The organism is Marinifilum sp. RC60d5, from assembly GCF_052400665.1.
Classification (GTDB): Bacteria; Bacteroidota; Bacteroidia; order Bacteroidales; family Marinifilaceae; genus JBQTGK01.
In genome coordinates, this window is record NZ_JBQTGK010000001.1 from 369,797 (window position 1) to 396,539 (window position 26,743).

Here is a 26,743-nt window from a genome sequence, read left to right on the forward strand (position 1 = left end):
AATTCAATCAATCAGATTAGTAGCTTCTTTTATATTTTTATCAATTAATTGATTAATTGTCTCGACAGAAAGATGCGAATGCAATTTATCTTGAGGTGAATTGATACAATAATCGACCAACTGATTAATTGTTGATGTTGCAACATGCATTCTAGTATCGGATGATGCATAATAAATGTATACTGTACCATCTTCATCGGTGATCCATCCATTCGAAAAAACTACATTGGAAACATCCCCCACACGTTCCTCCTTTAAAGGTGCCAAAAAATGACCATGAGGTTTGTAAGTAATCACCCAAGGTTTTTCAAGATCCGTCATGAACATGTATAGTGTGTACCGTAAACCTGCGGCTGTATTTCGAACACCATGCGCCAAATGCAACCATCCATGTGTCGTGCGAATTGGAGCGGGGCCCAAACCATTTTTCACTTCGTAAATGGTGTGATATGTTTTTGCATCTACAATTACTTCCTCTTTTACTTCTGCATTTTCCATAGAATCGGACAAGCCAAAACCAATTCCTCCTCCTTTTCCGGTATCGATAAAACCATCTTGCGGACGAGTGAATAAAGCGTATTTACCTTCTACTAAATGAGGAAATAAAACCACATTGCGTTGCTGACCAGTAGTCGATTTTAAATCCGGCAAACGCTCCCAACTAATTAAGTCTTTTGTTCTGGCAATACCAGCAGCCGCTACGGCACTCGAAGTATCTCCCTCCGGAACATTTGGATCTTTTCTTTCGGTGCAAAATATCCCGTAAATCCAACCATCATCGTGCTTAGTTAAACGCATGTCGTAGACATTTGTATCTGCCTTTTCGGTTTGAGGCATGCTAATTGGACGATCCCAGAATTTGAAATTATCGATTCCATTAGGACTCTCGGCAATTGCAAATATTGATTTTCGATCGTTTCCTTCTACCCGAACCACCAAAAGGTATTTTCCATTTAACTTTATTGCTCCCGAATTTAGAGTTGCATTAAAGCCAATGCGCTCCATAAAAAATGGATTGGTCTCCTCGTTAAAATCAAATCGCCATTGCAAGGGCACATGATCTCTCGTCAAAATTGGATTTTCATATCGATTGTATATTCCATTGGTACTAAACGTCTTTATATTCTTTCTTCTCAACAATTCTTCGTGTCCTTCACTTATCAGCTTCACTCGTTCTGTAAACAGATCCTTCTTCATACCAGAAAGTTTTAATTATTTGTTTTGATGTTTTTTAGTTTGTTAAAATCCTTCAGCAAAAGTATTTCAGGTCGATCTAAAAACCTTTTTGCATCGCTTGCTGCGGGATGATTTTCGTATGGAAAAAAGAAATGAACCTTTGGATCGTTTCTCCACACCATTGCATAACTTAGCTCGTTTCTAACTAAAGAATCGCTAAGCACTTTGCCAAGTTTTTGTGTAAACCACAACGAATCGCTTACATTTTCGAATCCTGTTTCGGTGAGTGCTACTAATTTATTTTTCTCCTTAGCATAGTCTATCAACATGTGCAATTTTTTAACGACTTCCTGTTCACCATTTGGTATTTTAAAATCGTAATAATCGTCTAAACCAATAATATCAATCACATCATCTCCAGGATACCAAGTGAGGTATTCCTCTAAATTTGTAAAATTTCTATCGGGAGAATAGGCAACTAGCATTTGTGTTAAACCTTTTTTATTTTTTAGATAATCAATGGTAAATCGAAAAAGTTCTTTCACTTCAATTGGAGTACAGGCTTTACTTCCCCACCAGAACCAAGTGCCATCCATTTCGTGCCAAGGGCGAAAAATAAATGGAATTGGCGTCGCGTTTTTATCTTTCAAATTTTGAAAAAATGTTGCGAGCTTATCCAACTGATTTTTAAATTGCTCGTGATAAGAACCACCAGGAATCAAATATTTCACTACTTCAGCATCTCCACTCCAAGAGCTAATACTATCAATTGGCGAATACGGATGCCAGCTAAAAGTATTGATATCTCCCATCTCGTATCCTTTCACAGCTAATCGATTCATTTCCTGAAATGGCACGCTATCCAAATTATGAGTGTGATCCAATTCTATTCCACCCAATTCCCAGCCAAACAAGGCAGGATAATCACCAGCTACTCGTTTCACATCCGATTCTCCATCTACGTAGGCCCAATTTACTCCGTAAGCCAAATCATCTTGATGACCAAAGAGAATTCCTTTTCCTTTCACCAAGTCTAATTCTGCAACAATAGGATTTATCGTTTTCTCTATGCTTTTTTGATTCTGTTTGGAAGAACAAGATATCAACATGGCTAGCCCTAAAATGGCTGTTACGTTTACTTTTATCATTCTATTCTATATTTTACGAACTCTTTTTTACTGATAGATATTCAAAGCTTTTGCATCGGTTTGGAAAAGGGTCTGTGCATCTTTTTCAAAAGTGACAAAATCGTCTTTCGACTCCGTTGAACTATTGCTATTGGGAATAAATAAGTCATCTTGAGAAGAAGACCATGGAGCATTGAACCAAGCTAAAACCCATGCAATTCGAACCTCACTTCCTCCTTCTTTAATTGCTGCAAGAACCTTCGATGTCCAAAAGTCAGGATCGTTTGTGGTGTATGCATTACGATCACCCGTCTCTGCTAAAATGGCCACTTTATTGTGCTCGTAAGCAAAATTGCTTAAATCAATTAATTTCGATTTTAAATCTGTTTTAGAAGGCTCATACAAATCGAAACCCACAACATCCACATAAGCATCTCCTGGATAGTAAGATTCATTCACTTGGGCATTTGGTGACCATGCAAACAGTACCAAATTCGTTTTCCCTTTGATGTAATCTGCGGCTAACTGATAAAATTCTTTGTACAATTCGGGTGAATGATTTTTTGTTGAAGTTCCCCACCAAAACCAGTTGCCATCCATTTCATGAAACAATCGAAAAACTACAGGAAAACCCAAATCGTTGTTGATGATGTTTAAAATTTCGTCCAATTCAGCATAGAACCATTCGCGTGTTCCGTTCTTATCATTCACAATGTCGTAAACCAATTCCTTATCGGATTGTGTTGATAAATCGGAAAAATAAATGGAATGATCGGTTCTGCTTTGCTGGTGAAAATCGAAGGTAACCACACTTCCATTTTGGTAAGCATGTTTGGCTTCGTTGATATGCGTTTCTTTTTCCTGATCTGTTTTGTAGAGCATGTAGTGAGGATCTATTCCATAAACTGCAGGATGATCTCCGGTTACCTCTTTACAATCGGAGGTACTTAAATCGTGACGGATACTGCCCAACTGAAAAGAAAGTGGGTGCTCCTGACCAAATAGAAACTGTTCACTATTGGCAATTTTGCCTAAGCTCTTATACAAATTGATTGTTTCTTGCGAAGCATCCGCATCTACCGGTTGATAATTTCCAACCAAACGAACTTCAACTAACAAATCGTCGCTTGCACTTAGTCCTTTACTATCGGTAACTTTTAATTGAATGTTATGAATGCCAATTGCAAATTCATGTTCTACACTTGCTGTGCTGGCAAATATCTCTCCATTTTCCAGCCACTCAAACTTAGCAATATCTCCCTCAATATCAGAAGATAAAGATCCATCTAAAGAAACCATTGCTGTTCCAACGCCCTCTTCTACTAAAACTAATTTATCTGCTCCTGCAATTGCTACTGGTGCATTGTTTGAGGCTTCGGTAATGGTAAGTGTGTACTCCTTTTCACTTTCAGAAGCTCCAATAAGCGTATAATTGAAAGGCTCTTGAAAATTATTTTTACTCTCCCCGGAAACTTGCAATTCCTCTCCTACCAGCAGTCTAGCATTTTCGGTTAAGGAAAATACTGCTGTTAAATCAGACAAATCGGTTCCATTTAATACTTCGCCTTCAATTTTCTGATCAGTAATCGTAAATACCACATTCGGAAGCTCCTGAATTCCAAATGACTTTATTTTTGGATCCTTATAGATGGTCACCGTATAACTTGTTTTGCTTCCATCTTCGGCTTCTACCAAATAAACCACTGGTTTTGTAAAATCATTTTGCGTATAACCCGAAGTTTGTATGGTTGTTCCAACAAATACTCGAGCCTTATCAGAAACTTTAAAAACAGCCTTCAATTTACTTAAATCAAACTCATCTGGAGCCATTGCTTCTACACTATAATCTGCACCAATAATAAAATCAGCAGACAAACCATCGATCGAAAAACTTTCTAATTCTGAAAAATGACTTTTCGCCTCATCTTCACTGCACGAAACACTTAGACTTACAATGAGCAATAAAAAACACATAAACCTGATCATACTCTTGTATTTAAATGGATTCCCTTTTTCTTTCAATTAAAAGACAGGACATGCCACTCTCGTGACAGTCCTGTATTCTTACTTTTTATTCACTATATCTTGGTCCTTCGGTAATTACCATTTCGTCTATACTAACTTCAATAGGATTGTCTCCATTCTTGCCAACAATAATTTCAATTCTATCAATTGCCACATCAGGATTTAATCTTTTTAATGAAGCATAGTGAGCACCCAATTCGGTACTTCCATCGCTCCAGTTTTCCATATCGGTGTTGAATAAGCTAAACTCGAAAGTTGCCCATTTCCCATTTGTATTTGGGAAAAATTTCTGAACTACCACCAAAGCCTCATCGTACTGATACATTCTAACGATTACATATTGTGAGTTTTCTGATGTATTCAATGCAAAAGACAAATAAGGATCATCAAAACTTGTTAGATCCATTGCTTTTGTGTCTTTAGAAATCGTCTGATTCCAATAAGCTCCCCAAGCACCTTGTGAACCATCATCCACGTAAGTGAAAAATTCATTCCCTATAAATGGTTCTATTTCATCTTTTCGGAAATCTAGTGAAGCAATTACATTATCTCCATTCATAAGATCTGGCCATTCACTTTCTACCTCAAAATCCATAACTGTGATTTTTGGTAATTTTGTTGATCCACCAATAGCATCACCAATTTCCTGACTGCCATCAAATTTTCCTTCGGTAATTTTCACGTAAGCAATATCTAAATCTTGATGAACACCAGCATTACCCGCTTTGAATCCTAATTTAGGCATGAAAGAACTACTATTAAATTCTCCGCCTTCCCAGCCTTCTCCTAGAGGTTGCGAAATAATAATCCACTCACCATCAGTATCGAAACCATAACCAAAGTGTCTCCAATTTCCTGCTTGATCTTCCATCTGAAAATAACCTGCGCTTCCCGATGGTGTTCTCACACAGAATGTAAGGTATGGATTCACCAACTTACTTACATCAGGCACTTCAGAAAAGGCCATTTCGCCTGTTAACTTATCCCAGCTATAACCTGGTGCACGCAAGGAAAAGTACTTCTCTTCATTTCCTAAAACATCACCCGTTTCAACACTTGCTGTTCCTTCTCCAACATAAGCGTGCTCACCATTGGAAAAATCCCAAATCACAACTTCCTCGTAGCTGATAAATGGATAAATTACATTCACTTTAGAAACTGCAGGAACTTCGTTTTTCGCTAAACTCTTAAAAGCTACTTCAGCCAATGTGCCTGCTCTTAAGTTAAGACCTGCCACCGACACTACAATTGAATTAATACTACCCGAGATAACTGTCGCTGGATCTCCATTGACTGTAATCTCAGTTAATAAATCAACGTTTTCACCTTCAATGGTAAAAGTCAATTCTGTTTGAATATCACTTACCTTACTCACCGTTGTTGCTGGAATAATAGGCACAAATAATTCAGCCGTTTGATAAGATTGACGGTATTCATTAGTTACCACTATAGGTGCACCATCTACCATCATTTTTCTTGGAACATTTACCGTTAATGATTTTTCATCTGATGCCAACTGAACATTCGTTCCATCCACATCACCAAAATACACCTTATTCACTTTCGTGAAGTTTCCCTCTAAAGTTATGGTACTCGAAATTAGTCCTGAATAGGAGCTAACTTCCGAAATTACCGGAACTGGCCAATCAATGTCGTATTCAGTATCATAATCACAGGATGTAAACATTCCCAGAAATAGAATAGACAGTAATGTATATATGAAATACTTTTTCATCTGTTTTAAATTTATTAATTACTAATAACCTTTGTTCTGCTCTAGTCCAAACGTATTCACATCACCTACAGGTAGAGGTAATAAGCCAGCATGTGCTTCGTAATTCGCCTTTGCTGGCAATAAATCTGTTCTTCCAGTCCTCACCAAATCAAAATAACGAATACCTTCCATAGCCAATTCCATTCTTCTCTCTTTCCAAATAGCACTTAGTAGATCAGCACCAGTATCAGTAATTGGTGCAACAGAAGCTCCAGGATAAACGTCGTAAGTAAAAGCAGTGGTCTGTCCAATAGTAGATCCCAAAGGATAAGTTGAAGATTCAGCACGACTGCGAACCTTGTTCACATAAGTTCTTGCTTCAGCCTCTAAACCTTTATAGTAAGCCGCTTCGGCATGCATTAAAAGAACATCAGCATAACGTATCACCCGTTTGTTGTTTGGCTGATTGTTATGATTTCCATGACGATTTTCAGTAGCCAAAGCATATTTCCGATTCAGTCTGCATGCTGAAACCAAATCTTTTGTGCTTTCGTGCGACAAAGTCCATTCTTGTTTGTCCCAAATTTGTTCAACACCATAAAGAACATTAAATTCCTGTCCGTAAATAGCACATTCTCTTCTAGGATCAGCACTACCAAACGTATTATACAAAGCATCGGTTGGCAAATCAAAACACCATCCCCAATCGTCGCGGTTTCCCATTTGTACAATGGTTGTGTTTCCTACACTTTCGCCCCAATCATTATTTGTTGTTTTGTGCTGAATCTCAAAAATTGATTCCTCATTATTTTCCCCTTCCTCTTCGAAAATAGTTGCAAAATTAGAAGCCAAAGTGTACTCACCCGATTCAATCACATCTTTAGTTAGCTCATAAACTTCATCCCATATTTCGGCTGTACTAACAGGATATCCGCTTACCTCAAGAGCTGAATTGTAATGATACGATGATTCCTGCATCAACACTCGTGCTTTTAAAGCTCTGGCAGCACCTTTAGTGGCACGTCCCAAATCATTTGCAGCATATCTACTCGCCTCAGGCAAAGCCACAATTGCCTCACTCAAATCAGTTTTTATAAATTCATAAATGGCAGCTTCAGAACTACGAGGTTCTACCAAATTATCAACTGAGTAATCCGCTTTCACAAGAGGTACCGGACCAAATAAAGCAACCAACTTAGAGTAAGAATAAGCTCTTAAAAACTTAGCCTCACCAATAATTCGGTTCTTTAGTTCTTCATCGAAAGTTGCTGTAGGCAATGAATTCACAATCTCATTGCAACGAACAATTGCAGTGTACAGTAAAGACCATGTTCCTGAACTTACGCTATTTCCCGAATTGGCGGTAAACATTCTTATGTACTCCCGATCTACCCAATCGAATAAGTCACTACCTCCTTTTAATGCATCATCCGACATAATATCTCCGTATACAAAATATTCATCTTTCGATACTGAAGAATAGCATGCATTTAGTCCGGCTAAGGCATTTTCGGGATCATTAAAATATATTTCCGAAGTCTGAGTTCCCAAATTATCCAGCTCCAAAACACTATCTCCACAAGAACCCATTGCAAAGACAGCTACAACCAGAGACATATACTTGATTAATTTCATATCTTTTATTTTTTGTCTTGTTTAAAATGTAACATTCACCCCAAAATAAATCACTCTAGGTTGTGGGTAATTACCCAAATCAACTCCAACACCTAAACTTGAAGCATCAGAATCTGCATCAAAAGTTAAATCGCCAATTTCTGGATCGTAACCACTATAATCAGTAAAAGTGATCAGATTCTGTCCTGATACATAAACACGAAGTTTATCAATCTTGTATTTTTCGGTCAATGATTTTGGAAATGTATATCCCAGTTGAACATTTTTCAATCTCAAATAAGAACCATCCTCCACATATCGATCAGAAAACTGGGTGTTGTTATTATTATCCGACAAGGTTACTCGTGGTTGAGAACCATTTGGATTGTTTACAGGGTGAAAACGATCCATTCGATTTGAATAAGCATTTGAATAATCTTTCACTTCAAGAGCAAAAATATTCATCCCATTCACGATTTCGCTACCATAAACGCCATACAAATTACCCGAAAAATCGAAACCTTTGTACTCCATACTGAAATTCATTCCATAAACAAAATCAGGAGTTCCCGAACCTAAATAAGCTCTATCATCAGCATCAATAGTTCCGTTTCCATTTCGATCTACAAATTTAACATCACCTACTTTAGCGCTTGGCTGAATCGCTGTACCTGCGACTGAATGTGCATTTAATTCCTCTTCACTTCTAAAAATACCATCTGTTTGATATCCATAAAAATAAGCGATCTCTCTTCCTGCTTCCGTTCTGGTAGTATTCCCCAACTTATCAATGTAACCTCCATCGATAAATGCTTCTGGATCGGAGTTCAGTTTTTTAATTTCATTGGTAATATAGGAGAAGTTTCCACCGATATTAAAACGTACATCGCCAATTGTTTTTCCATAATTCGCTGAAAATTCGAAACCTTCATTTCGCATGGTTCCAATGTTCGCATTAGGTCGATCTTTTGGATAGTAACCAGGCAATGCAACACGTGTAATCATGTCTTTTGTATCTTTAATAAAATAGTCAGCTGTTACATTCAAATCTCCATCAAGGAATCCCATATCCAGACCAAAATTCGAAGTCTCAACAATCTCCCATTTTAAATCAGGAGTCGGAATATTAGTAGTTGTTCCGCCTTTATAAGCGATATCATTAAACACATAATACATTCCATAGTTGCTAATGTTCGCAACATCCGATCCTGCCTGAGCACTTGCTTCATTACCTACACGCCCCCAACCAGCTCTCACTTTTAAATTCGAAAATAGGTTCAAATCTTGAATAAAATCCTCTTCGCTTGCTCTCCACGAAGCACCAACAGATGGGAAAAATCCCCATTTGTTATCTCCAGTAAATTTATTTGATCCATCGTAACGAGCTGTTCCTGTGATCATATACTTATCGGCAAACGAATAAAAAGCTCTGGCAAAAAATGATTCTGTTCCTCCTTCACCCTGATAGGCTCCTAATTGTTCTTTGTATTCTTTTGCAAGATTCAAATATCGAAGAGCTTCCTCTTCTGGAACATTGATTCCTGTTCCACTAAAAGCAGAATTCTCATTAAATGAAGACTCATGTCCTAGAGTCGCAATAACCTTGTGTTTCTCAGAAAATGTTTTGGTATAGTTCAGTAAATTAATCCATGTCCAACTGTACCATTCACCTCTTTGCTCATACAATTCGCTGTCAGTGCGATAAAAATTTTCACTCAAGTAGTAGCTTGGGCGATAGTCTTTATTATGAGTAAATCCTCGCGACATATTAATTGTTGTCTTAAAAGTAAGACCTTCAGTAAGGTTAATATCTAACCATCCTTTTACTCCGTATGAATTGGTTGTATTTTCAGCATATTTCATATGATCGATTGCCAAAGATGGATTTTGTCCAAAAAATGTCTTTGTTGCAATAAAATTACCATCAGCATCAACTCCAGTATCCATAGGGCTTGTTGTTAAAGCCAAAGGAATTGGACCGCTGTAAAGTCCTTGCTGAAAATTGCCATTTTTCTTGCGGAATAAATCCAATTGCACACCAGCTTTAATGCGACTATTGAATTGATATTCTGTTTTAGAATTCAGCATCATTTTATTAAAATCGGTATTCTTCACCACTCCTTTTTCGTCGTAATAAGAACTACTTACCGAATAAGTCAATCTTCTATCAGCTTGATTTTCGGATTGAAAACCACCACGAACACTGAAATTATAATTTTGTTGCACACCAGTTTGAAAAATTTCATCCTGCCAGTCAGTTCCCGTATAGTTGTTAGCTAAAACGTAGTTAATTCTGGTTTCTAAATCAGAAGGAATTGAAATTCCATCGTTTGCAGCTGCTTCCAATATTAATCCACCTTGCTCATTAGCATTTAATAAGTTCACTGGATTAGCAACTTGTCCCACTCCATAATATGAATTAAATGAAAATACCGGTTTATCTGTTAAAGAACCAGATTTGGTAGTTACAATAATAACTCCATTCGCCCCTTTATTTCCATAAATTGCAGTAGCCGAAGCATCTTTTAACACCTCTATACTTTCAATATCTTCAGGTGCAATATGTTCCATATCAGTTCCAGAAGGTATTCCGTCAATAACATAAAGCGGATCGGAATTATTTGTACTACCAACTCCACGAATCCGAACTTTCATGCCAGCTCCTGGATTACCCGAACTTTTTGTAATACTAACACCGGCCACTCGCCCCTGCATGGCTTCCACTGGACGATTTGATGCTGCTTTTTGAAGTGCATCACCAGAAACCGACGCAACAGAACCAGTTAAATCGCTCTTTTTCATGGTACCATAACCAACAACTACCACTTCATCCAATCCAACCATATCTGTTTTTAACACCACATCAATTATCGATTTATCGAGAGCATCAACCTCCTGATCAACAAAACCAATAAATGAGTAGACAAGTACATTTTGGCTCCCCGAGAGAGCAATCTCATATTCTCCATTAATATTTGTTACAGTTCCATTCGTTGTTCCTTTAACAACAACCGTAACACCTACTAATGGCAATTTACTTTCATCAACTACCTTACCGGTAAGCATTCTGCTTTGTCCAAAGACGGTCCAATGGCAGGAAAGAAAGAAAATCAATAAAATAAATCGCAGATTCCTTTTCATAGATTTTAAATTTTAGTTTTAGGCCATTCAATTTTGATCCTTAGAATCGCAACTATTTTTTGTTGAAAGTAAATGATCAAAAACCTCTTTCGCCTATTTTTTTTGTGCATTAGCACTTGTTATTTTTACTAATAGTAAATTTCCGGAAATATTTACACCTCAAAATTATATCGATTGCAAATCTCTAACAAGTATTTTTAGATCGTTGACCGATACTTTTTTATCATTATCACTAAAAAGAACGATTTTTTTCGAAGAGTACACTAACACACTTTCCTACAGTAGCTTTAATAGTGCCTATCTACACAAGCACTACTACAGGCCTTAAAAATAAAGCCAAATAGATTCTTAAAGCTTACAAAATTCACATTATTTAATTCAATTCTTCCCCTTAATTGATACTAATAATCATTCTCTCATTGTACTATTTTATCATTTTGTGTATTATTGTGAAAAATTAGCACCCATGAAAGATCAAATACACAGGGAGATTACACCCTTAAAAGAGAACGATTGTTTTTTAATCTTTGATCGTGAAAGAAACGCATTTACGTTTCCAATTCACTTTCATCCAGAATTTGAGATCAATTATATCTCTAATGCACGAGGAGGTAAACGTATTGTTGGTGATCACATTGAAGAGATCAACGAAAGAGAATTGGTAATGGTTGGCCCTAACTTGTATCATGGTTGGGAAAACTACAAAAACGACAGTAATGAACTCCTGCATGAAATCACAATACAATTTCCCAGGGAATTATTCGACGAGAATACCTTAAACAGAAACATGCTTAAACCAATTCGAGAATTACTCAACAATGCCAATAGAGGTATTTTATTTTCGAAGGAAACTACAAAAATGGTAGAAGCTAAGCTTATTGCTCTTAGTCAGAAAAGAGGTTTTGACAGCTACTTGGCTTTCCAATCATTGTTATATGATCTCGCTATTTCTAGAGAACAAAAATTGCTAACAAATATGTCATTTCACCGTCAGAGTGATTTTCACAATAGTGAAAGAATTGAAACCATTTACAAGTACATACAAGAGAATTACCAACAAAAGATTAAACTTGAAGATGCCGCATCACTCGTAAACATGTCGTCAATATCCTTTAGTCGCTTGATTAAGCAACGAACAGGGAAATCTTTTGTGGAATTTGTAATTGAAATTCGATTGGGCTACGCCACTCGTTTATTAATAGAAAGCAATAAAAGTATTGCTGAAATTTGCTTTGAATGCGGTTTCAACAATATCTCTAACTTCAATCGTATTTTTAAAAAGAAGCAAGCTTGTACTCCTACTGATTTCAGACTAAATTTTAATGGGATAAAAAATGTTTTATAAATCCCATTAAACAATACCACCACGAACTAATTCCCAGCCACTTAACATCAAACCCTGACTCACCCTCTTATTCTACTTAACATGAAGATATTCACCTAATATAAAGATCGTTTTTTTGCATCCAAAAATTTTATGAATTAATCTATCGGAAAACAAGATATAAACAACTAATCACTAAATAAATAAAAGCTATGCGGAAGGACTTAAAATAATATTTGTGGAGCTTCATATTTTCAAATTTGAATATTCAATATTAATTTATAAAATTGATCTAGATAAAACAATATAATAATTGCAATAAGCTGAAAATACCAGCAAAATAGAAATGACTTATTATTAGATAGAATATTAATGCTTATAAAGAACAAACTTTTACTTCGGGATAACCATAAATTTGCAAAAGAGAAGGAATCATACTGCACTATGATTTGTATGGTAATCGTTTGCTGCATCTAAAGAGAAAATCTTATCTATAAATAAAGCAAGTGACTTTTGAATACGAATATATTTCTTAATATATTTGTTCTATAGAAACATTTAAGTAACACAAATTATCACCACATTGTGTTTAAGTTCTCAATCGAACTTTTGAGATGAATTAAATTGTTTGGGTTTGTCATACCTATAAAGCTATCATCAGCATTAAGCCTGCTGATGATAGCTTTCTTTTTATACTTCACTCAGAAAAGAAACAATAAGCTTGATCTCATACTCTTAAATATGAGCACTAAAATTAAATTTATTATTCAAAAAAATAATTGAGCGATTGTAAAGTACTACAACCAACTCTTCCAACGGAAAAATAGGAAAATCAATACAGAAGAAACCAGCATGGCCAAAATGGAATATGGATATCCGTAGGCCATTTTAAGTTCTGGCATTACATCAAAATTCATCCCATAAATACTTGCAATAAGAGCGGGAGGCATAAATATAAGCGTAACAATAGTTAGCATTTTAATTGTCTTATTTTGTTCCATACCAACAAGTCCGATAAAGGTATTTTGCATAAACTCTAAACGATCAAAATTAAAACCAGAATGTTGCAATAAAGACGCAATATCTTTATTCATAACCAGAAATCTTTGTCTATCAAGCGATGGAAAAAAACTACTTTTCAAAATAGAAAAAACAATTCTTTGCTTTTCCATTAGCGTCTCTCGAATCAACACACTTGATTTTCGAACCTCTGATATCTGCAAAAGAAATGAACGTTCAAGCTTTTGCTCTTTAGCTATTTTTCTGTTTAAGGTATTAATATCATCTGTTATTCCTTCAATTAGGTCTGCATCAAAATCAATTCTTGTTTCCAATAAGTTTAAAAACAGATCTACCCCACTAAACAACTTCAATTTATTTATTTTTTCAATGAGCTCAATAAAGCTCTTGTAATCTTTTTCTCTTTGGGTTATTAATACTTTATCAAGCAAAATAAAAGACACTGAAGATTTCTGATAACCATCATCCTCAACACCAACAAAATTCAAGTTAATACCAACCATACTTTCATTCTCGATATATTTTGAACTGGTTTCAATTTCTTTTCTTTCATGCTCTGTAAATAATTTCACCTTCAATTTTTTTTCAAGCTTTTCAGATTCTAAAACATCAGCCTTATAAAGATCTACCCATACCAAAACACTATCATCCCGCCTAAAATCCGATTCACATGAAATTAAATCATTATCCAAATAATAACACTTAATCATAAAATATTCATTAAAATTTGCAATTAACCTTTTGTAAATTAATAATATTTTAATTTAAGTATGCACAATTCAGCACAAAAAAAACACCGCTATAAAAATAGCGGCGGTAAACATTTAAACGGCATATTACTAGCCTTACAAAACAGCTATTCTCTGCTAGCAACACATCTCTTAAAAAAACACTTTTGTGTGAAAATTAATTAGCTTTTACTGTACAACAATCTTTTTACCTGGACTTAAATAGTTGAGTTTATTTTCTTTAATCAGATTAAGAACAACTCTAGCACCAGAGAAATGCGATAAATTTAACCCCGCAAGAATTTCACCTAAGCCCACTGGTTGATTTTCATTAACAAAATCATAAATCTCTTCCCTTAAAACTTCTCTATCTTCCATATAGTATATATATTTATTTAAAATTACGATTGACCATTAAAAACTCGTTTCTCTATATATTTAGAACTCATTATCCGCAACACTCCCATATAGTCGAGATTAAACTCAATCAAACCTCCTACCTTATAATTGCCTTTATTCTCGCCTAAATCAATCACTAACATATCTGAGCTAGCGCCAATTAAATTTATAGAACTATCTTTAGGTATGATATGATTACTATCAACATCCAGTAAGCCTAGATCAATAATTGCCCTATTAGAAGTAGCCCCATGATTTTCCAACTCTACCTCTAATGATTCTCCTTCCAGGTTGGTTCCAAATTCACCTACCGGCACCATTGGCTTTTCAATCAATTCAATAATTTCAGCGTATAATTTAAAAACATCAGTATTTAATCCATTCAAAGGCTTATCATTATAAACATCCGTTCCCATAAAAAGTGATTCACCAATTCTAAAATGATTCACCCCACTAGGAAGAACTTCATTAAAAATTAAAGGAATTGTTACCGAAGATCCGCCAGACACCATTGGAATTTCCTTAGTAAATTTAGCTTCAATCAATTGTCTATAGAGACTTAATTGTATCAATTTATCTTCACTAGGCAGTACTCCGTTCAAACACGTTAGGTTAGTTCCAATACCAACAACTTCAATATTTGGCAGCTCAAAAACCTTCCTATAGAAACTAACAAAATCTTCACGCATCACCCCCTCTCTCAACTCACCTAATTCAATCATAATAATAATTTTGTGAGTTTTATTTTGTTTTAGAGCTTCCTTCGAAAGCCAATTAATGGTTTTTAATTCAGTATTAACACTAATATCCGCAAATTCCACAACATCTTTTACCGATTGTTTAGGAGGAGGTTTAATATAAATTGTTTCAATATTACAATTCAGGGTTTTAATCATTTTTAAATTGGTTACACGAGAATCGCACAAGCTTTTCACTCCTAAACCAACAAGCTTTTCAAGAAACATTTTATTGCCACACAACAATTTTGAAACAACTGACCACCCTATCTTTCTTTCACTTAACAAGTCATCTAAAAATTTAAAATTAGCCTGCAACTTATCAACATCAAGAGTTATATATGCCATGGTAATCTCATTTTTTATATCTCATTTCAAAATACTTATTCTCAAATCCCAATTTTTCATATAAATTTCGTGCAGGATTTTCCGGCTCCACATGTAATGCAATATCCCCTTTACTTAATTTAATTGTCTTCTGCATAAGATGCTTTCCAATACCTTGGCCTCTACACCTTTTATGAGTAGCTATATAAACCAGAATATTTTCAGGAATATATCCCTCCATTCCTGTTCTATTCACTACTACCACCCCAACAGTTTCATTAGCTTTTTTAGCCTCAAGAACAAAACCACCCATCGAGGCACGTTCTTTTAATGCATAAGCAACTGCTTTATCAATATCTTGTTTCTCGTCACCATATTCTTCCAAATTCTTATACAGAAAATCTACAATTTCTTCTCTCTGATAGTTATCTGGTTTTAAAAAAGACGTGAATATTTTACATTCTACCATATTTATTTTTTTAGTTTCTACACGACAAATATAGCAAAGAATACATATTTTACAAACCAACAAACACTACTATATCATATCTAAAACAAGATACAAACACCACTAGGAGCTTATTAGTAGCTACTTACATAAAAACTCCTAAGCGCTGATTTTATTTCTTATTTAAATTGATTTTCTATATTTTTGTCGCATAGAACTTTTTATTCTAACAAAATACATTCAAAATGAGCTATCACTTAGGATTAATATTTAAAGAATATATTGAAAAGAAAGAAAAATCAAATGGCAAACCTCAGAGCAAAAAAAACAACACCTTAACAACATAATATATTATTAATTTGTAATGTTCAAGGATACACCATAAATTCACACACACAATTCCTGAAAAACACCTATTACAATTCACCACATTGGATATTCTTACAAAAAACTATATTTTCGACCTATAATCATGTTTATATTATGAGTTTGATAAATTTTTCAGATCAACTTTAAAACTGTATTTAATTATTATCAACTGCACTCCTATTTTTTATAACACAACATCTTTTTTATTCATATCATTGTAGATAGGCAAAATAAGACTAATAATTATCTTACACCCCCTCTAATAAAACTGATTAAATTTATTTTTAAGTTTCAATAGTATTGATATTAAAATATCAGAAATTGAGCGATCAGAGAAAGAAAAGTTCTATTAGCTTGTAATTCAAAAAAAAAATAGAATTATACATTGAAAAAACGAACTTTTAAAAAACAAAAACCTGGAAATATTAATTACATACAATGAGCTATAGTGAAGACAAATACTAATCAATCAAGAGTTGACTAATCCCCACTTATCTCTTTTTTAATTACATCTTCAGCGGTTAACAGGGAGAAGCATCAATATCCTCGATCTCCAACATTTCAACTAATAAATCCAATGAATCATCAATAATCTGCAATTTATCAGCTGGTATTCTCTTTAGTTTAAGAGCTAATCTTTGCTGCAGAAGATCTGGAGTTGAACTTAGCACTTCATCTCCAATTGAGGTAAGAGTAATCGTAGTAACTCTTCGATCTCCTGATTTAGGGAAACGAGCCAATAATCCTTTCTTTTCCAACCTACTAATGATACTAGTTACTGCACTTGAATTAAGATTCGGATGATCACTTATCCTCTTTTGCGTTGCCTGATAATTTATTGACTTTATTAAAATTTGTGTTGAAACTTATCCTATAAAAACAGTAAATATTAATTAGTATCAGTAAACTTTAAAATATCAGGTAATATATCCTTAGACATCAACAACTGCATCGGATAATGAATACATCCAAAAGGTTTTTACCTTCATTTTAATATAATTTAGTTCGTACTCAACACATTTAGGTGGATCAGTTTTTCTATATAAACTCTGACCAATTTCCATCACATCTTGCAATGTTGCCCAAAGATGATTCAAACATCGGAAAACCTCTTCATTCATCATTCCTCTGGAATTAAGAGAACGATGCAACTCTATTCTATCTAATTTAAGAACCTGATAAATAGAATGAATACCATCAATAATTGATTTTGCGATATCCTCATTTTGCTGTGGTATGTTCAACTCTAATTCTTCTAATAGATTAGGCACCATAGGCAATACTGAACTTAAATTTTTCCTCTCCACAACTTCCAAAATAAAATCAAATTCTTTAATTCTTGCAACCGGAAAATAATCTTGCACCTCAAGTAGTAAGGTATTTAAACTTTCAATTCGTCCAGCAATGCCAATTCTGATATTTTTAATATTCACCCCTTCAGTCCCGCAACAAACGGTATCTTTTGCATTTTTAATTTGTTCTTTAAATCTACTTCTAAAAGCATCATCGAATACGGGGTAAATTTTTGAGAAGTCTTCAATATCTCTTGAAAAACTATCGAAAATAAATTTTGCCGCAATGGGCATTTCATCGAAATTAAAAGGAAAATCCATTGTTTCCATAGTACCAAATTTGTTAGTTATGCTTTTTTATATTTCTCACCATTAATCAGCAAAAATCAAACAATACACTGCTGACATAAAATGTATTATCTAAAAAAGATAAGGCTGTTTCTCACCAAAAACATATAATCTTGTAATCATATTAAACACATCATTACACTCCCCCTTATAATTTTCAATTCATAAAATACGAAATATCAATACGATGAAAAAAATATGAGTAATGATCTACAACATATTTTTTTTAAAAGGACACATAGGCCCTGATTTTTGCAGGAAAAATCCTCTGTTTATTTTTCGGCCTGTATTCTTTTATTAGTTTTGTATACACTCAATAAAAGTCAGTAAATAACTTTCTTAATTATTGATAAAAATGAGTACTACTTGTTCTTAAACTAAGTTGATTTTTAAAATACTTAAAATCCAAAATCTCTTTGTATGTCAGGAATACTCTCAACATTAAAAAATCGAAAAATGACTCAAAAAATTATCCTTCTCATACTTCTTATTCTACCAACTCTTTCTAATGCTCAAAATATCAATAAAGTCGATAAAAATGGGAACAAACAAGGACTTTGGGAAAAACAAGATCCTAAAGGCAGAATCATATACCGGGGAATTTTCAAAGACAATTATCCTATTGGCAAAATGAAGCGTTTTCACAAAAACGGCACTTTAAAAGCAATTCTTTTATTCTCCGATAAGGGTAAAAAAACAAAGGCATCTCTTTATAACGAATCAGGAATTTTAAAGGCCAAAGGAAATTTTATTGACTCAAAAAAAGATAGTATCTGGGATTATTTTGACACCAAAGGAAATCTGAGAATGAGTGAAACTTACCAACTCGGACGTAAACATGGAGAGTGTATTTATAGATTTAAAAATGGAACTATTTCGGAATCGATTAATTACAAAAACGACAAAAAAGAAGGTTTCTGGATTCGTTATTTTCAGAATGGAGAGCCTTATATCGAGGCAACGTATACAAATGGAATTTTACATGGCAATTTTCAGATCCATTATCTTAATGGTATTATTGAATACGGAGGAAAATACCTAAACAATAAAAAAGAAGGCGAATGGAAACACTTTTCTAAGAAAGGAGAACTTCTTTTTATAATAAAATATAAAAACGGAATTGCAAATAATCAGGATGAACTGGATAAGTACCAGCAAGATCAATTGCGAAACATGGAGGCTCAAAAAGATAAATTAATGAATCAGGATCCAGAAAAATTTGTAAATGACCCAGACGCATTTCTACGAACAAAAATGAGACAATAACAGTATAAATTCAGTTTTTTACATGAGTACAAAAGGAATTAGTCTCTTCAACTTAAATACAGGAATCAAAAATATTTTAAAAAATGCTTTTGATTCAAACGTATGGGTAGTGGCCGAAATTAGCGAGTTGCGATATAAACCAAATGGGCATTGCTATTTGGAGTTAATTGAGAAAGATAAAGATACAGACCAAATAATTGCCAAAGCCCGAGCTACAATATGGTCGTACACATTTCGAATGCTAAAGCCCTATTTTGAAACTAGTACGGGTCAGAAATTTACTGCCGGAATAAAAATTTTGATCAATGTAAGTGTCGAGTTTCAGGAGGTTTATTCTTACTCGTTAAACATTAAAGATATTGATCCCACCTATACATTAGGCGATATTGCACGCAAAAGAAAAGAGATTATAACTCGCCTGAATGAGGAAGGAGTTCTGGAAATGAATAAGGAACTTAAATTTCCTGAAATCCCAAAAAATGTAGCGATCATATCCTCTCCCACAGCTGCTGGATTTGAAGATTTTATAAAACAATTGGAAAATAATTCTGCCGGTTACAAATTTCATCACAAACTATTTGCAGCTGTAATGCAAGGAGAAAAAGCCGAAGAATCGATTATTTTAGCTTTAGATCGAATAAATGAATATGAAGATATTTTTGATCTTGTTGTAATAATTAGAGGAGGGGGATCGCAGGCCGATTTAAATTGTTTCGACAACTATTGGCTGGCCTTTAATATTGCACAGTTTCCTTTGCCCGTAATTTCGGGAATTGGCCACGAACGAGATGAAACTATTGTTGATATTGTTGCCAACGTAAGAGTAAAAACTCCTACTGCAGCAGCAGAATTTTTAATTGATTGTTTTGATGAGAGACAAAGTTATCATGAGAATTTACAAGAGGAATTCGTGTCTTCGATTAATGAAATTTTACTAAGCTCGTCAGAAAACTTACAATACTTAAGCAGGCAATTTTCGCCCATGGTTAAACGAATTCTGGAAAGTAAATCGGACCAGTTACTACTGGCAAATGAAAAACTGGTAAGCTCGACAAAACAACTTAACCGGAGTGAAATGTATTTGCTAAATAACTTTAAGAATAGAATAAAGTATACCACAGAACAACATTTAAACCTGGAAGAGCAAAAAGTACAAAATTTGCAGAGTAAAATAAGAATTCGCATGAGACGATTAATGGAAAATCAGCATCATAAAATATCCCTGTTCGAGCAATCAATAAGATATTTGAATCCTGAAAATATACTGCAAAAAGGCTATACTCTGAGTTTGAAAAATGGAAAAATCATTAAAGACATAAAATCATTATCCGAAAAAGATAGAATTGAAACCAGATTTAAAGATGGATCAGTTGAAAGTGAAATTGTAAAGATAAATTCTAAAAAATAAATACAAATGGCTAAAAAGAAAATCAGCTATAAAGATGCTATAAGCGAAATTGAAGAGACAATTGCCTTAATTGAAAACGAAGAACTTGATGTGGATGAATTATCGGACAAAGTAAAACGTGTTTCGGAACTATTGGCAATTTGCAAATCCAAGCTAAATAATACAGAAAAAGAAGTTGAAAAAATTTTAAACGAAATGGATGAATAGATTATTTCTGATATTTATTTTGCTTAGTTTGGGCATATCTTGTTCATCGCAAAAGCCTGCACCCAATAAAATTAAAAAAGCGGTTGCACAGTTTACCGCCGACTCTTGCTTTAAAGCAGCAGGAATTAGCCTGATAATTTCCGATACCAAAAATAATAAAGTATTATCTGAATTTAATTCGGATATGGTTTTAAGCCCGGCTTCCTGTCAAAAGCTAATAACGACTGCTAGTGCATTGGAAATTTTAGGTCCAGATTATAAATTTAAAACGGTAATTTTAATCGATGGAAAAATAGAAAATGGTCTGTTAAACGGTAATTTAATTGTTAAAGCCTACGGCGATCCTAGCTTAAACTCAAAGTATTTTCCCGAGCAAAAAAACATCTGTAAACAAATTTTGGCAAAGCTAAAAACTCATAACATTAAAAGCATTCAGGGTAAAATTATTACGAACACCGATTACTTTACAGCAAGTATCCCTGCAACATGGATATGGGAAGATATAGGAAATTATTACGGCACTGTTCCGCACGCACTTACTTATAACGATAATATGTACAGTCTGTTTTTTGAATCGGGAAAAGCAGGTACACTAACTAAAATAAAAAATAGTAAACCCCTAAGAACAGGTTTAACATTCGAAAATAAAGTACTTAGCTCGAATGTTAATCGCGATTTAGCATATATTTTTGGAGGAAACACCAGCACGAAACGAAGAATTGAAGGAAGCATACCTCAAAATAAGAAAAACTTTAGCGTAAAAGGAGCACTTCAATCGCCCGAAATAAGTTTCTTATCCGATTTACAAGAAGAATTAGAAAAGAATAATATATCAGTACTAAATGCCATACTTAAAACTGAGAAAACTCATGAAATATTCTCTATTCTATCTCCTCCTCTAAAGGACATTATATTCCAAACCAATCAAAAAAGCATAAATCTTTTTGCTGATCATATTTTATTTGAAATTGGACAAAAACAAAATGGAATAGCCAGCTGGAAATCGGGAACAAAAGCAATAAAAGAATATTGGAATCAAAAAAATACTTCTGCAAAATACATTAGCTTGTACGACGGAAGTGGTCTGTCGCATTTTAATTCTGTTTCGGCAGGTTTCTTCAATCAGCTATTGGAATATATGTACAATAGTTCTAATAAAAATACATTTATCCAGTCGCTTCCTGTGGCAGGAAAATCGGGTACTCTAAAATCATTTGGCAAAAATACAGTAATAGAATATAATTGGAAAGCCAAAACTGGATCTATGACAGGAGTAAGATCCTACTGTGGTTATCTAAAAAGTTCTTCAGGTAAAACTTACACAATTAGCCTCATTATTAACAACTACAATTGTTCCTCATCAAACTTAAAGAATAAAGTTCTAAATCTTTTAATTAACATTTATAATTCTTAAATTACTTAAAATCTTAACCTAAAGCCAATATTTATGAGAATTAAGCAAAAACTTATTCTTTTATCTCTTCTGATATTTACTTGTCTTTCGGCTTACTCTGCAAAAAACAAAAACATTCTTGTATTAGTCTCCTATCATAATGGTTTAAGCTGGACCGATTCTGTTGTAAACAGCATTAAAAATGAGTTTCTTCCAGATCACGAATGCTCCGTATATATAGAATATATGGATACCAAAAGATACTTTTCGGAATCCTACTTAACTCAATTAAAAGATCATTATAAAAAGAAATTTCTAAATACTAAATTCGACGTAATTATTTCGACCGATAATAATGCTTACAATTTTTTAAAAGATAACAGAGACGATATTTTCGGACCTGTTCCTGTGCTATTTTCTGGTTTAAATTCTATTATTGATCCTCCTAAAGGCTACAGTGGTGTTTTTGAAAATTTCAGTTTCTGTGCCACCCTTAGTCTAATTAATAATTTTCACCCTAATCATTCCAAAATTGTTGTAATTAGCGATTACAGTACCACAGGAGAAACCCTGATAGATGCTTTAAACAAAGATCTCAAGCAAATGTCGGAACCAATACGTTATGATATTGTTTGCCCAAAAAGCATAGAAGATCTTAAAAATAAAATGTCGAAATTAGATTCCAATTCAGTCGTTTTGTATTTAGTTTACAATCGCGATATTAATGGAAATTACTGTACTTATGAGAGTGGTTTTAAACAAGCAAAACCTTATTGTAAAGTACCCATATATTGTGTATGGGATTTTTACATAGATAAAGGCGCTATTGGTGGATCATTAATAACCGGCCGAATTCACGGAAAGCAAGTTAGCGATATGGCTAAAAAAGTTCTTTCTGGAACCTCTATCGATGATATTCCTCCTCTGAAAGCAGAATACAAATACATTTTCGATTACAAGGAAATGAGTAAATTTGGGATTAAAAAAAGAGATCTTCCTAAAAACTCAAGAATATTAAATGTTCCCTACAGTTTTGTTCGCGAAAATAAAGAAATTGTAGTTTTAACAATTACAGTTTTGGTGCTTCTTACTGTCATAATTATTGTATTAATGATAAATATGCACCTAAGAAAACTAAGAGCACAAAAAGAAAAAGCCCATTTAACTGAAATAAAAGCAAGCAATAAAAAACTAGCTAAAGCAAAAATAATTGCTGAAGAATCAAGTAGGTTAAAATCGGCATTTTTAGCCAATATGTCGCACGAAATACGCACGCCAATGAATGCTATTTTAGGATTTACCGAATTACTTTCCGGCGATAATGTTGAAGATAGTAAAAGGAAAAGATTTATATCTATCATTCAAAAAAATACAAACAGCTTATTACGACTGATAAGTGATATTCTTGATATTTCTAAAATTGAAACCAACCAATTAAAAATAATTATTGATACATATAAAATTTCAGATTTATTTGAATCGATAAAATCGAACTACGAATCAATGCTTGATCAAAATGGAAATAAAAAGCTTGATTTTAAACTTAGCCTTCCCGAAACAAACGAAATCATAGAAATATCTACTGATATAATTCGATTGCAGCAAGTATTTTCTAACCTTCTCGAAAATTCATTAAAATTCACAAACGAAGGCGAAATTGAAATTGGATATACCGTGAAAGGTAAATATTTAGAATTTTTTGTTCGAGATACAGGAATTGGTGTCGAAGAAAATAAACAAGCTATTATTTTCGATAGATTTAGACAAGCCGAATTAGATGCTAATACCCGTAAATATGGAGGTACAGGCTTGGGGCTTGCAATTTGTAAAAGTCTAATCGAATTACTGGGAGGAACAATTAGAATGAAATCGAAATTGAATAAAGGAACAATTTTTTATTTTACAATTCCCATTTAATTGCCAATACATTAAGAATAAAGGCGAGCTTAAAACTCGCCTTTTATTCTGTTACTAAATTAGAACAAATAATACACACCTAAAGAATATCTGGTATTTTCTACCCATTCTGCATCAGCAACTTTAGCTTTTTCGGCAACTCGTCCATAAGCTGCTGCTGTATATTCTGCTTCAAATTCGAATTTTAAATTCTTATATGTTTTACATACTCGAGGAGCGAACCTGTATAGTTTGCCAATATCCTTTCCCCTACTATAGATTAGATCGGGAGAAACAATATGATCATCGGCTCCCATATTTTCTGAATAGCCAGCAAGAAAAGCCCATTGCCAGTTATTTTTCGAATACGACAACTCGGCCCAGCTTGCCAATACCTTTATTCCGGTATAGGAAGCCTCGTTTGTTAATGAATTTATCTCTTTAACGGCATAACCACCCAGCATTAAAACATCTGTAAGATTTGTTCCATAAGTTGTTTGAGCCTTAAAAGTGATCGGCTCCAAGTTCAGCTTAAAATATCCCATTAAGGCCCAGGATGAAATAGTTTCATCATTTTTCCAAATGCGCAAATCGCCCGTTTCTTCAGATCCGGTAGAACTCATTAAGGAGGGTTGAATATTCTTGTACTCACCACTAATTCCCAACAAATGTTTGCCTGCATAATAATGCACCTGAGCTTGTACAATTGGCAATCCGGCATTTCTCAGGTATTTATTGCTTGCGCCATCGGGTCCTGTACTTGTATAATCTCTTTCGGATGCAATTGCAGCTACAAATTTCCAGTCTTTGGTTTTATGTGTACATCTTACCTGCGGATTACGGGCAAATGGTTTAAATGGCAAGCCTGCATTGGCTCCTACGGTTGCCGGAAAAACTTCGGCCACAAATAAAGGCGACCAGGTTTGCCCTATAATTAATGAAGTATTACCCCAATCCAAGTTTATAAAAGCATGACGCAATCGCAAACCATTCACATCCGATTCTCCATTACCAATAAATTCAGCTTCGAGTAATCCCGATGTTTTTGCACCTAAAATTTCGGGTCCTGTCAATTTAGCCTTTACTCTAGACTGAATAACGGCCATATTATAAACAGTTTCTTTGTTAATATCTTTACCCGCGGCATCTATTATTTTATTTTTAGGATAAAGTAGAATATGCCCTTCACGAGCAGATACAGTTTGCCTTGTATCGTAAGTAAACAGAGAATGTACATATCCCCCAAACTTCACCCTGATCGGGGATTCCTTTTTTTGTGCTTTAAGTACTGATATTCCCATTAATACAGCACATAGCAATATCACTAATTTTAGATTTTTCATCGATTTTGTTAGGTTTTATTCGGCTGCAAATATAATCAGCTTTTAAAAATATCGTAAGTTCCTATAGCAAAAGAACCTAAAAATTTATCGAAGAAAAAATACACCAAAAATCTAATATTCCTGATAGATAATCAATGGGCCACCTTCAAATTCTATTCTAAAACTATCTCCCATCGATTCATTTAAGGTTCCTTGCCACATCATATCAAGCTTTTGACTTGTTAATGCATAGCGAAGGTTAGCTGTTGTAATTGAAGTATTAGAATTGGGCGAAAAAATAGAAACTTGTTGGCGAGTATAGCTCTCAAAATTTTTCGATCGAAGTATTGGTGTGAAAATTCCATAACTGGTAAGCATTCTAACTCTTATTTTTTTAGCATACAAAGGCAACAAAAAGATATTCCCAATCATGTGATCATCTCTTTTTCCGGTTGCTCCAACAATTACTACTTCGTTAAAATTATTTTCTAAGCACCAATTTACAGCTTTGGTTAAATCATTATTATCCTGATTCGAAAAGTGGTAAATAATATCGCGATATTTCCATTTTAAATCCGGATCGAGCGAATCTAAATCTCCCACAATAGCATAAGGTTCTATTTTTGCTTCTTCTAAATTGTTAATTGCTCCATCACAGCAAACAATATGTTTTGAATTTTTTAACTCCTTTAAAGGAATTTCGTGAGTAGGAAAGGCTCCATTTGCCAAAATAACCGCTTTTTTTTGCATTCTTTTCGCTTATTTAAAGAGGTGATAATAATGAAATGTCGTACAAAATTAATTAATTGCCCGACATAGCTCTAGAAACAAGCATATCTTTTTTCCATTGTAAATAACCTATGATAGCCAATACGGTATAAAAAAAGAATAATATTGAAGTAGGATAAAGACCTTTATAGATATACAGTCCTAGCGAAACAGCATTTACAATTACCCAAACCAACCATTGCTCCAATATTTTTCGGGCTAGCATCCAGGTAGCAACTATACTTAAAGCTGTTGTAAATGCGTCCCAATAAGGAAGTGAAGCATCGGTAAAATTTACCAAAACGTAAGAAATAACAACATAAATTGCCATACTTACAGTAAATAAAGTAACAAATAATTTACGGCTTAAATGTGTTACGGGTAATTCTTCTTTAATTTGATTTGAACCATGAGACCAAATTATCCATCCGTAAATACTTATGAATACATAATAAAATTGCAGCGACATATCGGCATATAATTTTGCCACAAAAAACACATAGATATACATCACAGAAGTTAACAGTCCGACTGGCCACAACCATTTATTTTGCTTAATTTCCAGATAGAGAAATATTAATCCGGAAAGGGTTCCAATAATCTCTATGATGTTATCAACAATCCAATTCATATACAAATATTATAAAAACACTGGATTTTATGCAAGCTAAAATCCAGTGTTCTATTTTTCAAA

Annotated in this window: 21 protein-coding genes; 6 read left to right on the forward strand and 15 right to left on the reverse strand. The window is 34.0% G+C overall.

What is annotated here, in order from left to right:
- Positions 1–3: 3 nt before the first annotated feature.
- The 6 genes from ACT3CE_RS01480 to ACT3CE_RS01505 all read right to left on the reverse strand — a co-directional run bounded on the left by ACT3CE_RS01480 (position 4) and on the right by ACT3CE_RS01505 (position 10,797).
- Positions 4–1,197: a glycoside hydrolase family 130 protein gene (locus ACT3CE_RS01480; RefSeq protein ID WP_444707994.1), complete on the reverse strand. Its 1,194-nt coding sequence runs from the start codon at positions 1,195–1,197 to the stop codon at positions 4–6.
- 11 nt (positions 1,198–1,208) lie between these two features.
- Positions 1,209–2,324 (reverse strand): glycoside hydrolase family 26 protein, encoded by a 1,116-nt coding sequence (locus ACT3CE_RS01485; protein WP_444707995.1) that lies wholly within the window; start codon positions 2,322–2,324, stop codon positions 1,209–1,211.
- Between the two features lie 27 nt (positions 2,325–2,351).
- Positions 2,352–4,289 (reverse strand): glycosyl hydrolase, encoded by a 1,938-nt coding sequence (locus ACT3CE_RS01490; protein ID WP_444707996.1) that lies wholly within the window; start codon positions 4,287–4,289, stop codon positions 2,352–2,354.
- Between the two features lie 85 nt (positions 4,290–4,374).
- Positions 4,375–6,063: a hypothetical protein gene (locus tag ACT3CE_RS01495; protein ID WP_444707997.1), complete on the reverse strand. Its 1,689-nt coding sequence runs from the start codon at positions 6,061–6,063 to the stop codon at positions 4,375–4,377.
- A gap of 21 nt (positions 6,064–6,084) precedes the next feature.
- A complete protein-coding gene (locus ACT3CE_RS01500) occupies positions 6,085–7,677 on the reverse strand; it encodes a RagB/SusD family nutrient uptake outer membrane protein (protein WP_444707998.1) in 1,593 nt (530 codons plus the stop codon).
- Between the two features lie 21 nt (positions 7,678–7,698).
- On the reverse strand, positions 7,699–10,797 hold the full coding sequence (locus tag ACT3CE_RS01505; RefSeq protein ID WP_444707999.1) for a SusC/RagA family TonB-linked outer membrane protein: 3,099 nt from the start codon (positions 10,795–10,797) through the stop codon (positions 7,699–7,701).
- A 466-nt stretch (positions 10,798–11,263) separates the two neighbouring features.
- Between ACT3CE_RS01505 and ACT3CE_RS01510 the strand changes: the two genes are divergently transcribed.
- Positions 11,264–12,142 carry an AraC family transcriptional regulator gene (locus tag ACT3CE_RS01510; protein WP_444708000.1) on the forward strand — a complete coding sequence of 293 codons (879 nt, stop codon included), beginning with the start codon at positions 11,264–11,266 and terminating at the stop codon, positions 12,140–12,142.
- 776 nt (positions 12,143–12,918) lie between these two features.
- Here the strand turns inward: ACT3CE_RS01510 and ACT3CE_RS01515 are convergent.
- From ACT3CE_RS01515 to ACT3CE_RS01540, 6 genes are all read right to left on the reverse strand, one after another.
- The gene (locus ACT3CE_RS01515) at positions 12,919–13,851 is read right to left on the reverse strand and encodes a CorA family divalent cation transporter (protein WP_444708001.1); all 933 of its coding nucleotides are present in this window, start codon (positions 13,849–13,851) and stop codon (positions 12,919–12,921) included.
- Positions 13,852–14,058: 207 nt separating this feature from the next.
- Complete coding sequence (locus ACT3CE_RS01520; RefSeq protein ID WP_444708002.1) at positions 14,059–14,247, reverse strand: hypothetical protein; 189 nt, start codon at positions 14,245–14,247, stop codon at positions 14,059–14,061.
- A 23-nt stretch (positions 14,248–14,270) separates the two neighbouring features.
- On the reverse strand, positions 14,271–15,353 hold the full coding sequence (locus ACT3CE_RS01525) for an alanine racemase (protein WP_444708003.1): 1,083 nt from the start codon (positions 15,351–15,353) through the stop codon (positions 14,271–14,273).
- Between the two features lie 7 nt (positions 15,354–15,360).
- On the reverse strand, positions 15,361–15,801 hold the full coding sequence (locus ACT3CE_RS01530) for a GNAT family N-acetyltransferase (RefSeq protein ID WP_444708004.1): 441 nt from the start codon (positions 15,799–15,801) through the stop codon (positions 15,361–15,363).
- A gap of 869 nt (positions 15,802–16,670) precedes the next feature.
- The gene (locus ACT3CE_RS01535; protein WP_444708533.1) at positions 16,671–17,003 is read right to left on the reverse strand and encodes a MarR family winged helix-turn-helix transcriptional regulator; all 333 of its coding nucleotides are present in this window, start codon (positions 17,001–17,003) and stop codon (positions 16,671–16,673) included.
- Positions 17,004–17,081: 78 nt separating this feature from the next.
- Positions 17,082–17,771: a hypothetical protein gene (locus ACT3CE_RS01540; RefSeq protein ID WP_444708005.1), complete on the reverse strand. Its 690-nt coding sequence runs from the start codon at positions 17,769–17,771 to the stop codon at positions 17,082–17,084.
- Between the two features lie 438 nt (positions 17,772–18,209).
- Between ACT3CE_RS01540 and ACT3CE_RS01545 the strand changes: the two genes are divergently transcribed.
- Genes ACT3CE_RS01545 through ACT3CE_RS01565 form a run of 5 tightly spaced genes read left to right on the forward strand, consistent with a single transcriptional unit; the run spans position 18,210 to position 23,980 of the window.
- Positions 18,210–19,055 carry a toxin-antitoxin system YwqK family antitoxin gene (locus ACT3CE_RS01545; protein ID WP_444708006.1) on the forward strand — a complete coding sequence of 282 codons (846 nt, stop codon included), beginning with the start codon at positions 18,210–18,212 and terminating at the stop codon, positions 19,053–19,055.
- Positions 19,056–19,077: 22 nt separating this feature from the next.
- On the forward strand, positions 19,078–20,463 hold the full coding sequence (xseA, locus tag ACT3CE_RS01550) for an exodeoxyribonuclease VII large subunit (RefSeq protein ID WP_444708007.1): 1,386 nt from the start codon (positions 19,078–19,080) through the stop codon (positions 20,461–20,463).
- A 6-nt stretch (positions 20,464–20,469) separates the two neighbouring features.
- Positions 20,470–20,670, forward strand: a complete 201-nt coding sequence (gene xseB / locus ACT3CE_RS01555) for an exodeoxyribonuclease VII small subunit (RefSeq protein ID WP_444708008.1) — start codon at positions 20,470–20,472, stop codon at positions 20,668–20,670.
- Positions 20,663–22,084 carry a D-alanyl-D-alanine carboxypeptidase/D-alanyl-D-alanine endopeptidase gene (gene dacB, locus ACT3CE_RS01560; protein ID WP_444708009.1) on the forward strand — a complete coding sequence of 474 codons (1,422 nt, stop codon included), beginning with the start codon at positions 20,663–20,665 and terminating at the stop codon, positions 22,082–22,084. Before xseB ends, dacB begins: the two co-directional genes overlap by 8 nt.
- 33 nt (positions 22,085–22,117) lie before the next feature.
- Positions 22,118–23,980, forward strand: coding sequence for a sensor histidine kinase (locus ACT3CE_RS01565; protein ID WP_444708010.1), 1,863 nt, complete (start codon positions 22,118–22,120; stop codon positions 23,978–23,980).
- A gap of 59 nt (positions 23,981–24,039) precedes the next feature.
- Here ACT3CE_RS01565 and ACT3CE_RS01570 read toward each other — a convergent pair whose 3' ends face one another.
- From ACT3CE_RS01570 to pnuC, 3 genes are all read right to left on the reverse strand, one after another.
- Positions 24,040–25,302, reverse strand: a complete 1,263-nt coding sequence (locus ACT3CE_RS01570; protein ID WP_444708011.1) for a DcaP family trimeric outer membrane transporter — start codon at positions 25,300–25,302, stop codon at positions 24,040–24,042.
- Between the two features lie 111 nt (positions 25,303–25,413).
- A complete protein-coding gene (locus tag ACT3CE_RS01575) occupies positions 25,414–26,031 on the reverse strand; it encodes a thiamine diphosphokinase (RefSeq protein WP_444708012.1) in 618 nt (205 codons plus the stop codon).
- 52 nt (positions 26,032–26,083) lie between these two features.
- A complete protein-coding gene (gene pnuC, locus ACT3CE_RS01580) occupies positions 26,084–26,680 on the reverse strand; it encodes a nicotinamide riboside transporter PnuC (RefSeq protein ID WP_444708013.1) in 597 nt (198 codons plus the stop codon).
- Positions 26,681–26,743: the final 63 nt, after the last annotated feature.

What these genes read in the sequence shown, in the direction of transcription:
- ACT3CE_RS01495 (WP_444707997.1), bottom strand. Translation starts at nt 6,063, where the DNA reads ATGAAAAAGTATTTCATATATACATTACTGTCTATTCTATTTCTGGGA.
- ACT3CE_RS01525 (WP_444708003.1), bottom strand. Translation starts at nt 15,353, where the DNA reads ATGGCATATATAACTCTTGATGTTGATAAGTTGCAGGCTAATTTTAAA.
- ACT3CE_RS01505 (WP_444707999.1), bottom strand. Translation starts at nt 10,797, where the DNA reads ATGAAAAGGAATCTGCGATTTATTTTATTGATTTTCTTTCTTTCCTGC.
- ACT3CE_RS01565 (WP_444708010.1), top strand. Translation starts at nt 22,118, where the DNA reads ATGAGAATTAAGCAAAAACTTATTCTTTTATCTCTTCTGATATTTACT.
- ACT3CE_RS01485 (WP_444707995.1), bottom strand. Translation starts at nt 2,324, where the DNA reads ATGATAAAAGTAAACGTAACAGCCATTTTAGGGCTAGCCATGTTGATA.
- ACT3CE_RS01570 (WP_444708011.1), bottom strand. Translation starts at nt 25,302, where the DNA reads ATGAAAAATCTAAAATTAGTGATATTGCTATGTGCTGTATTAATGGGA.
- xseB (WP_444708008.1), top strand. Translation starts at nt 20,470, where the DNA reads ATGGCTAAAAAGAAAATCAGCTATAAAGATGCTATAAGCGAAATTGAA.
- xseA (WP_444708007.1), top strand. Translation starts at nt 19,078, where the DNA reads ATGAGTACAAAAGGAATTAGTCTCTTCAACTTAAATACAGGAATCAAA.
- ACT3CE_RS01515 (WP_444708001.1), bottom strand. Translation starts at nt 13,851, where the DNA reads ATGATTAAGTGTTATTATTTGGATAATGATTTAATTTCATGTGAATCG.
- pnuC (WP_444708013.1), bottom strand. Translation starts at nt 26,680, where the DNA reads ATGAATTGGATTGTTGATAACATCATAGAGATTATTGGAACCCTTTCC.
- ACT3CE_RS01545 (WP_444708006.1), top strand. Translation starts at nt 18,210, where the DNA reads ATGTCAGGAATACTCTCAACATTAAAAAATCGAAAAATGACTCAAAAA.
- ACT3CE_RS01500 (WP_444707998.1), bottom strand. Translation starts at nt 7,677, where the DNA reads ATGAAATTAATCAAGTATATGTCTCTGGTTGTAGCTGTCTTTGCAATG.
- ACT3CE_RS01520 (WP_444708002.1), bottom strand. Translation starts at nt 14,247, where the DNA reads ATGGAAGATAGAGAAGTTTTAAGGGAAGAGATTTATGATTTTGTTAAT.
- ACT3CE_RS01490 (WP_444707996.1), bottom strand. Translation starts at nt 4,289, where the DNA reads ATGATCAGGTTTATGTGTTTTTTATTGCTCATTGTAAGTCTAAGTGTT.
- ACT3CE_RS01540 (WP_444708005.1), bottom strand. Translation starts at nt 17,771, where the DNA reads ATGGAAACAATGGATTTTCCTTTTAATTTCGATGAAATGCCCATTGCG.
- ACT3CE_RS01480 (WP_444707994.1), bottom strand. Translation starts at nt 1,197, where the DNA reads ATGAAGAAGGATCTGTTTACAGAACGAGTGAAGCTGATAAGTGAAGGA.
- dacB (WP_444708009.1), top strand. Translation starts at nt 20,663, where the DNA reads ATGAATAGATTATTTCTGATATTTATTTTGCTTAGTTTGGGCATATCT.
- ACT3CE_RS01575 (WP_444708012.1), bottom strand. Translation starts at nt 26,031, where the DNA reads ATGCAAAAAAAAGCGGTTATTTTGGCAAATGGAGCCTTTCCTACTCAC.
- ACT3CE_RS01530 (WP_444708004.1), bottom strand. Translation starts at nt 15,801, where the DNA reads ATGGTAGAATGTAAAATATTCACGTCTTTTTTAAAACCAGATAACTAT.
- ACT3CE_RS01510 (WP_444708000.1), top strand. Translation starts at nt 11,264, where the DNA reads ATGAAAGATCAAATACACAGGGAGATTACACCCTTAAAAGAGAACGAT.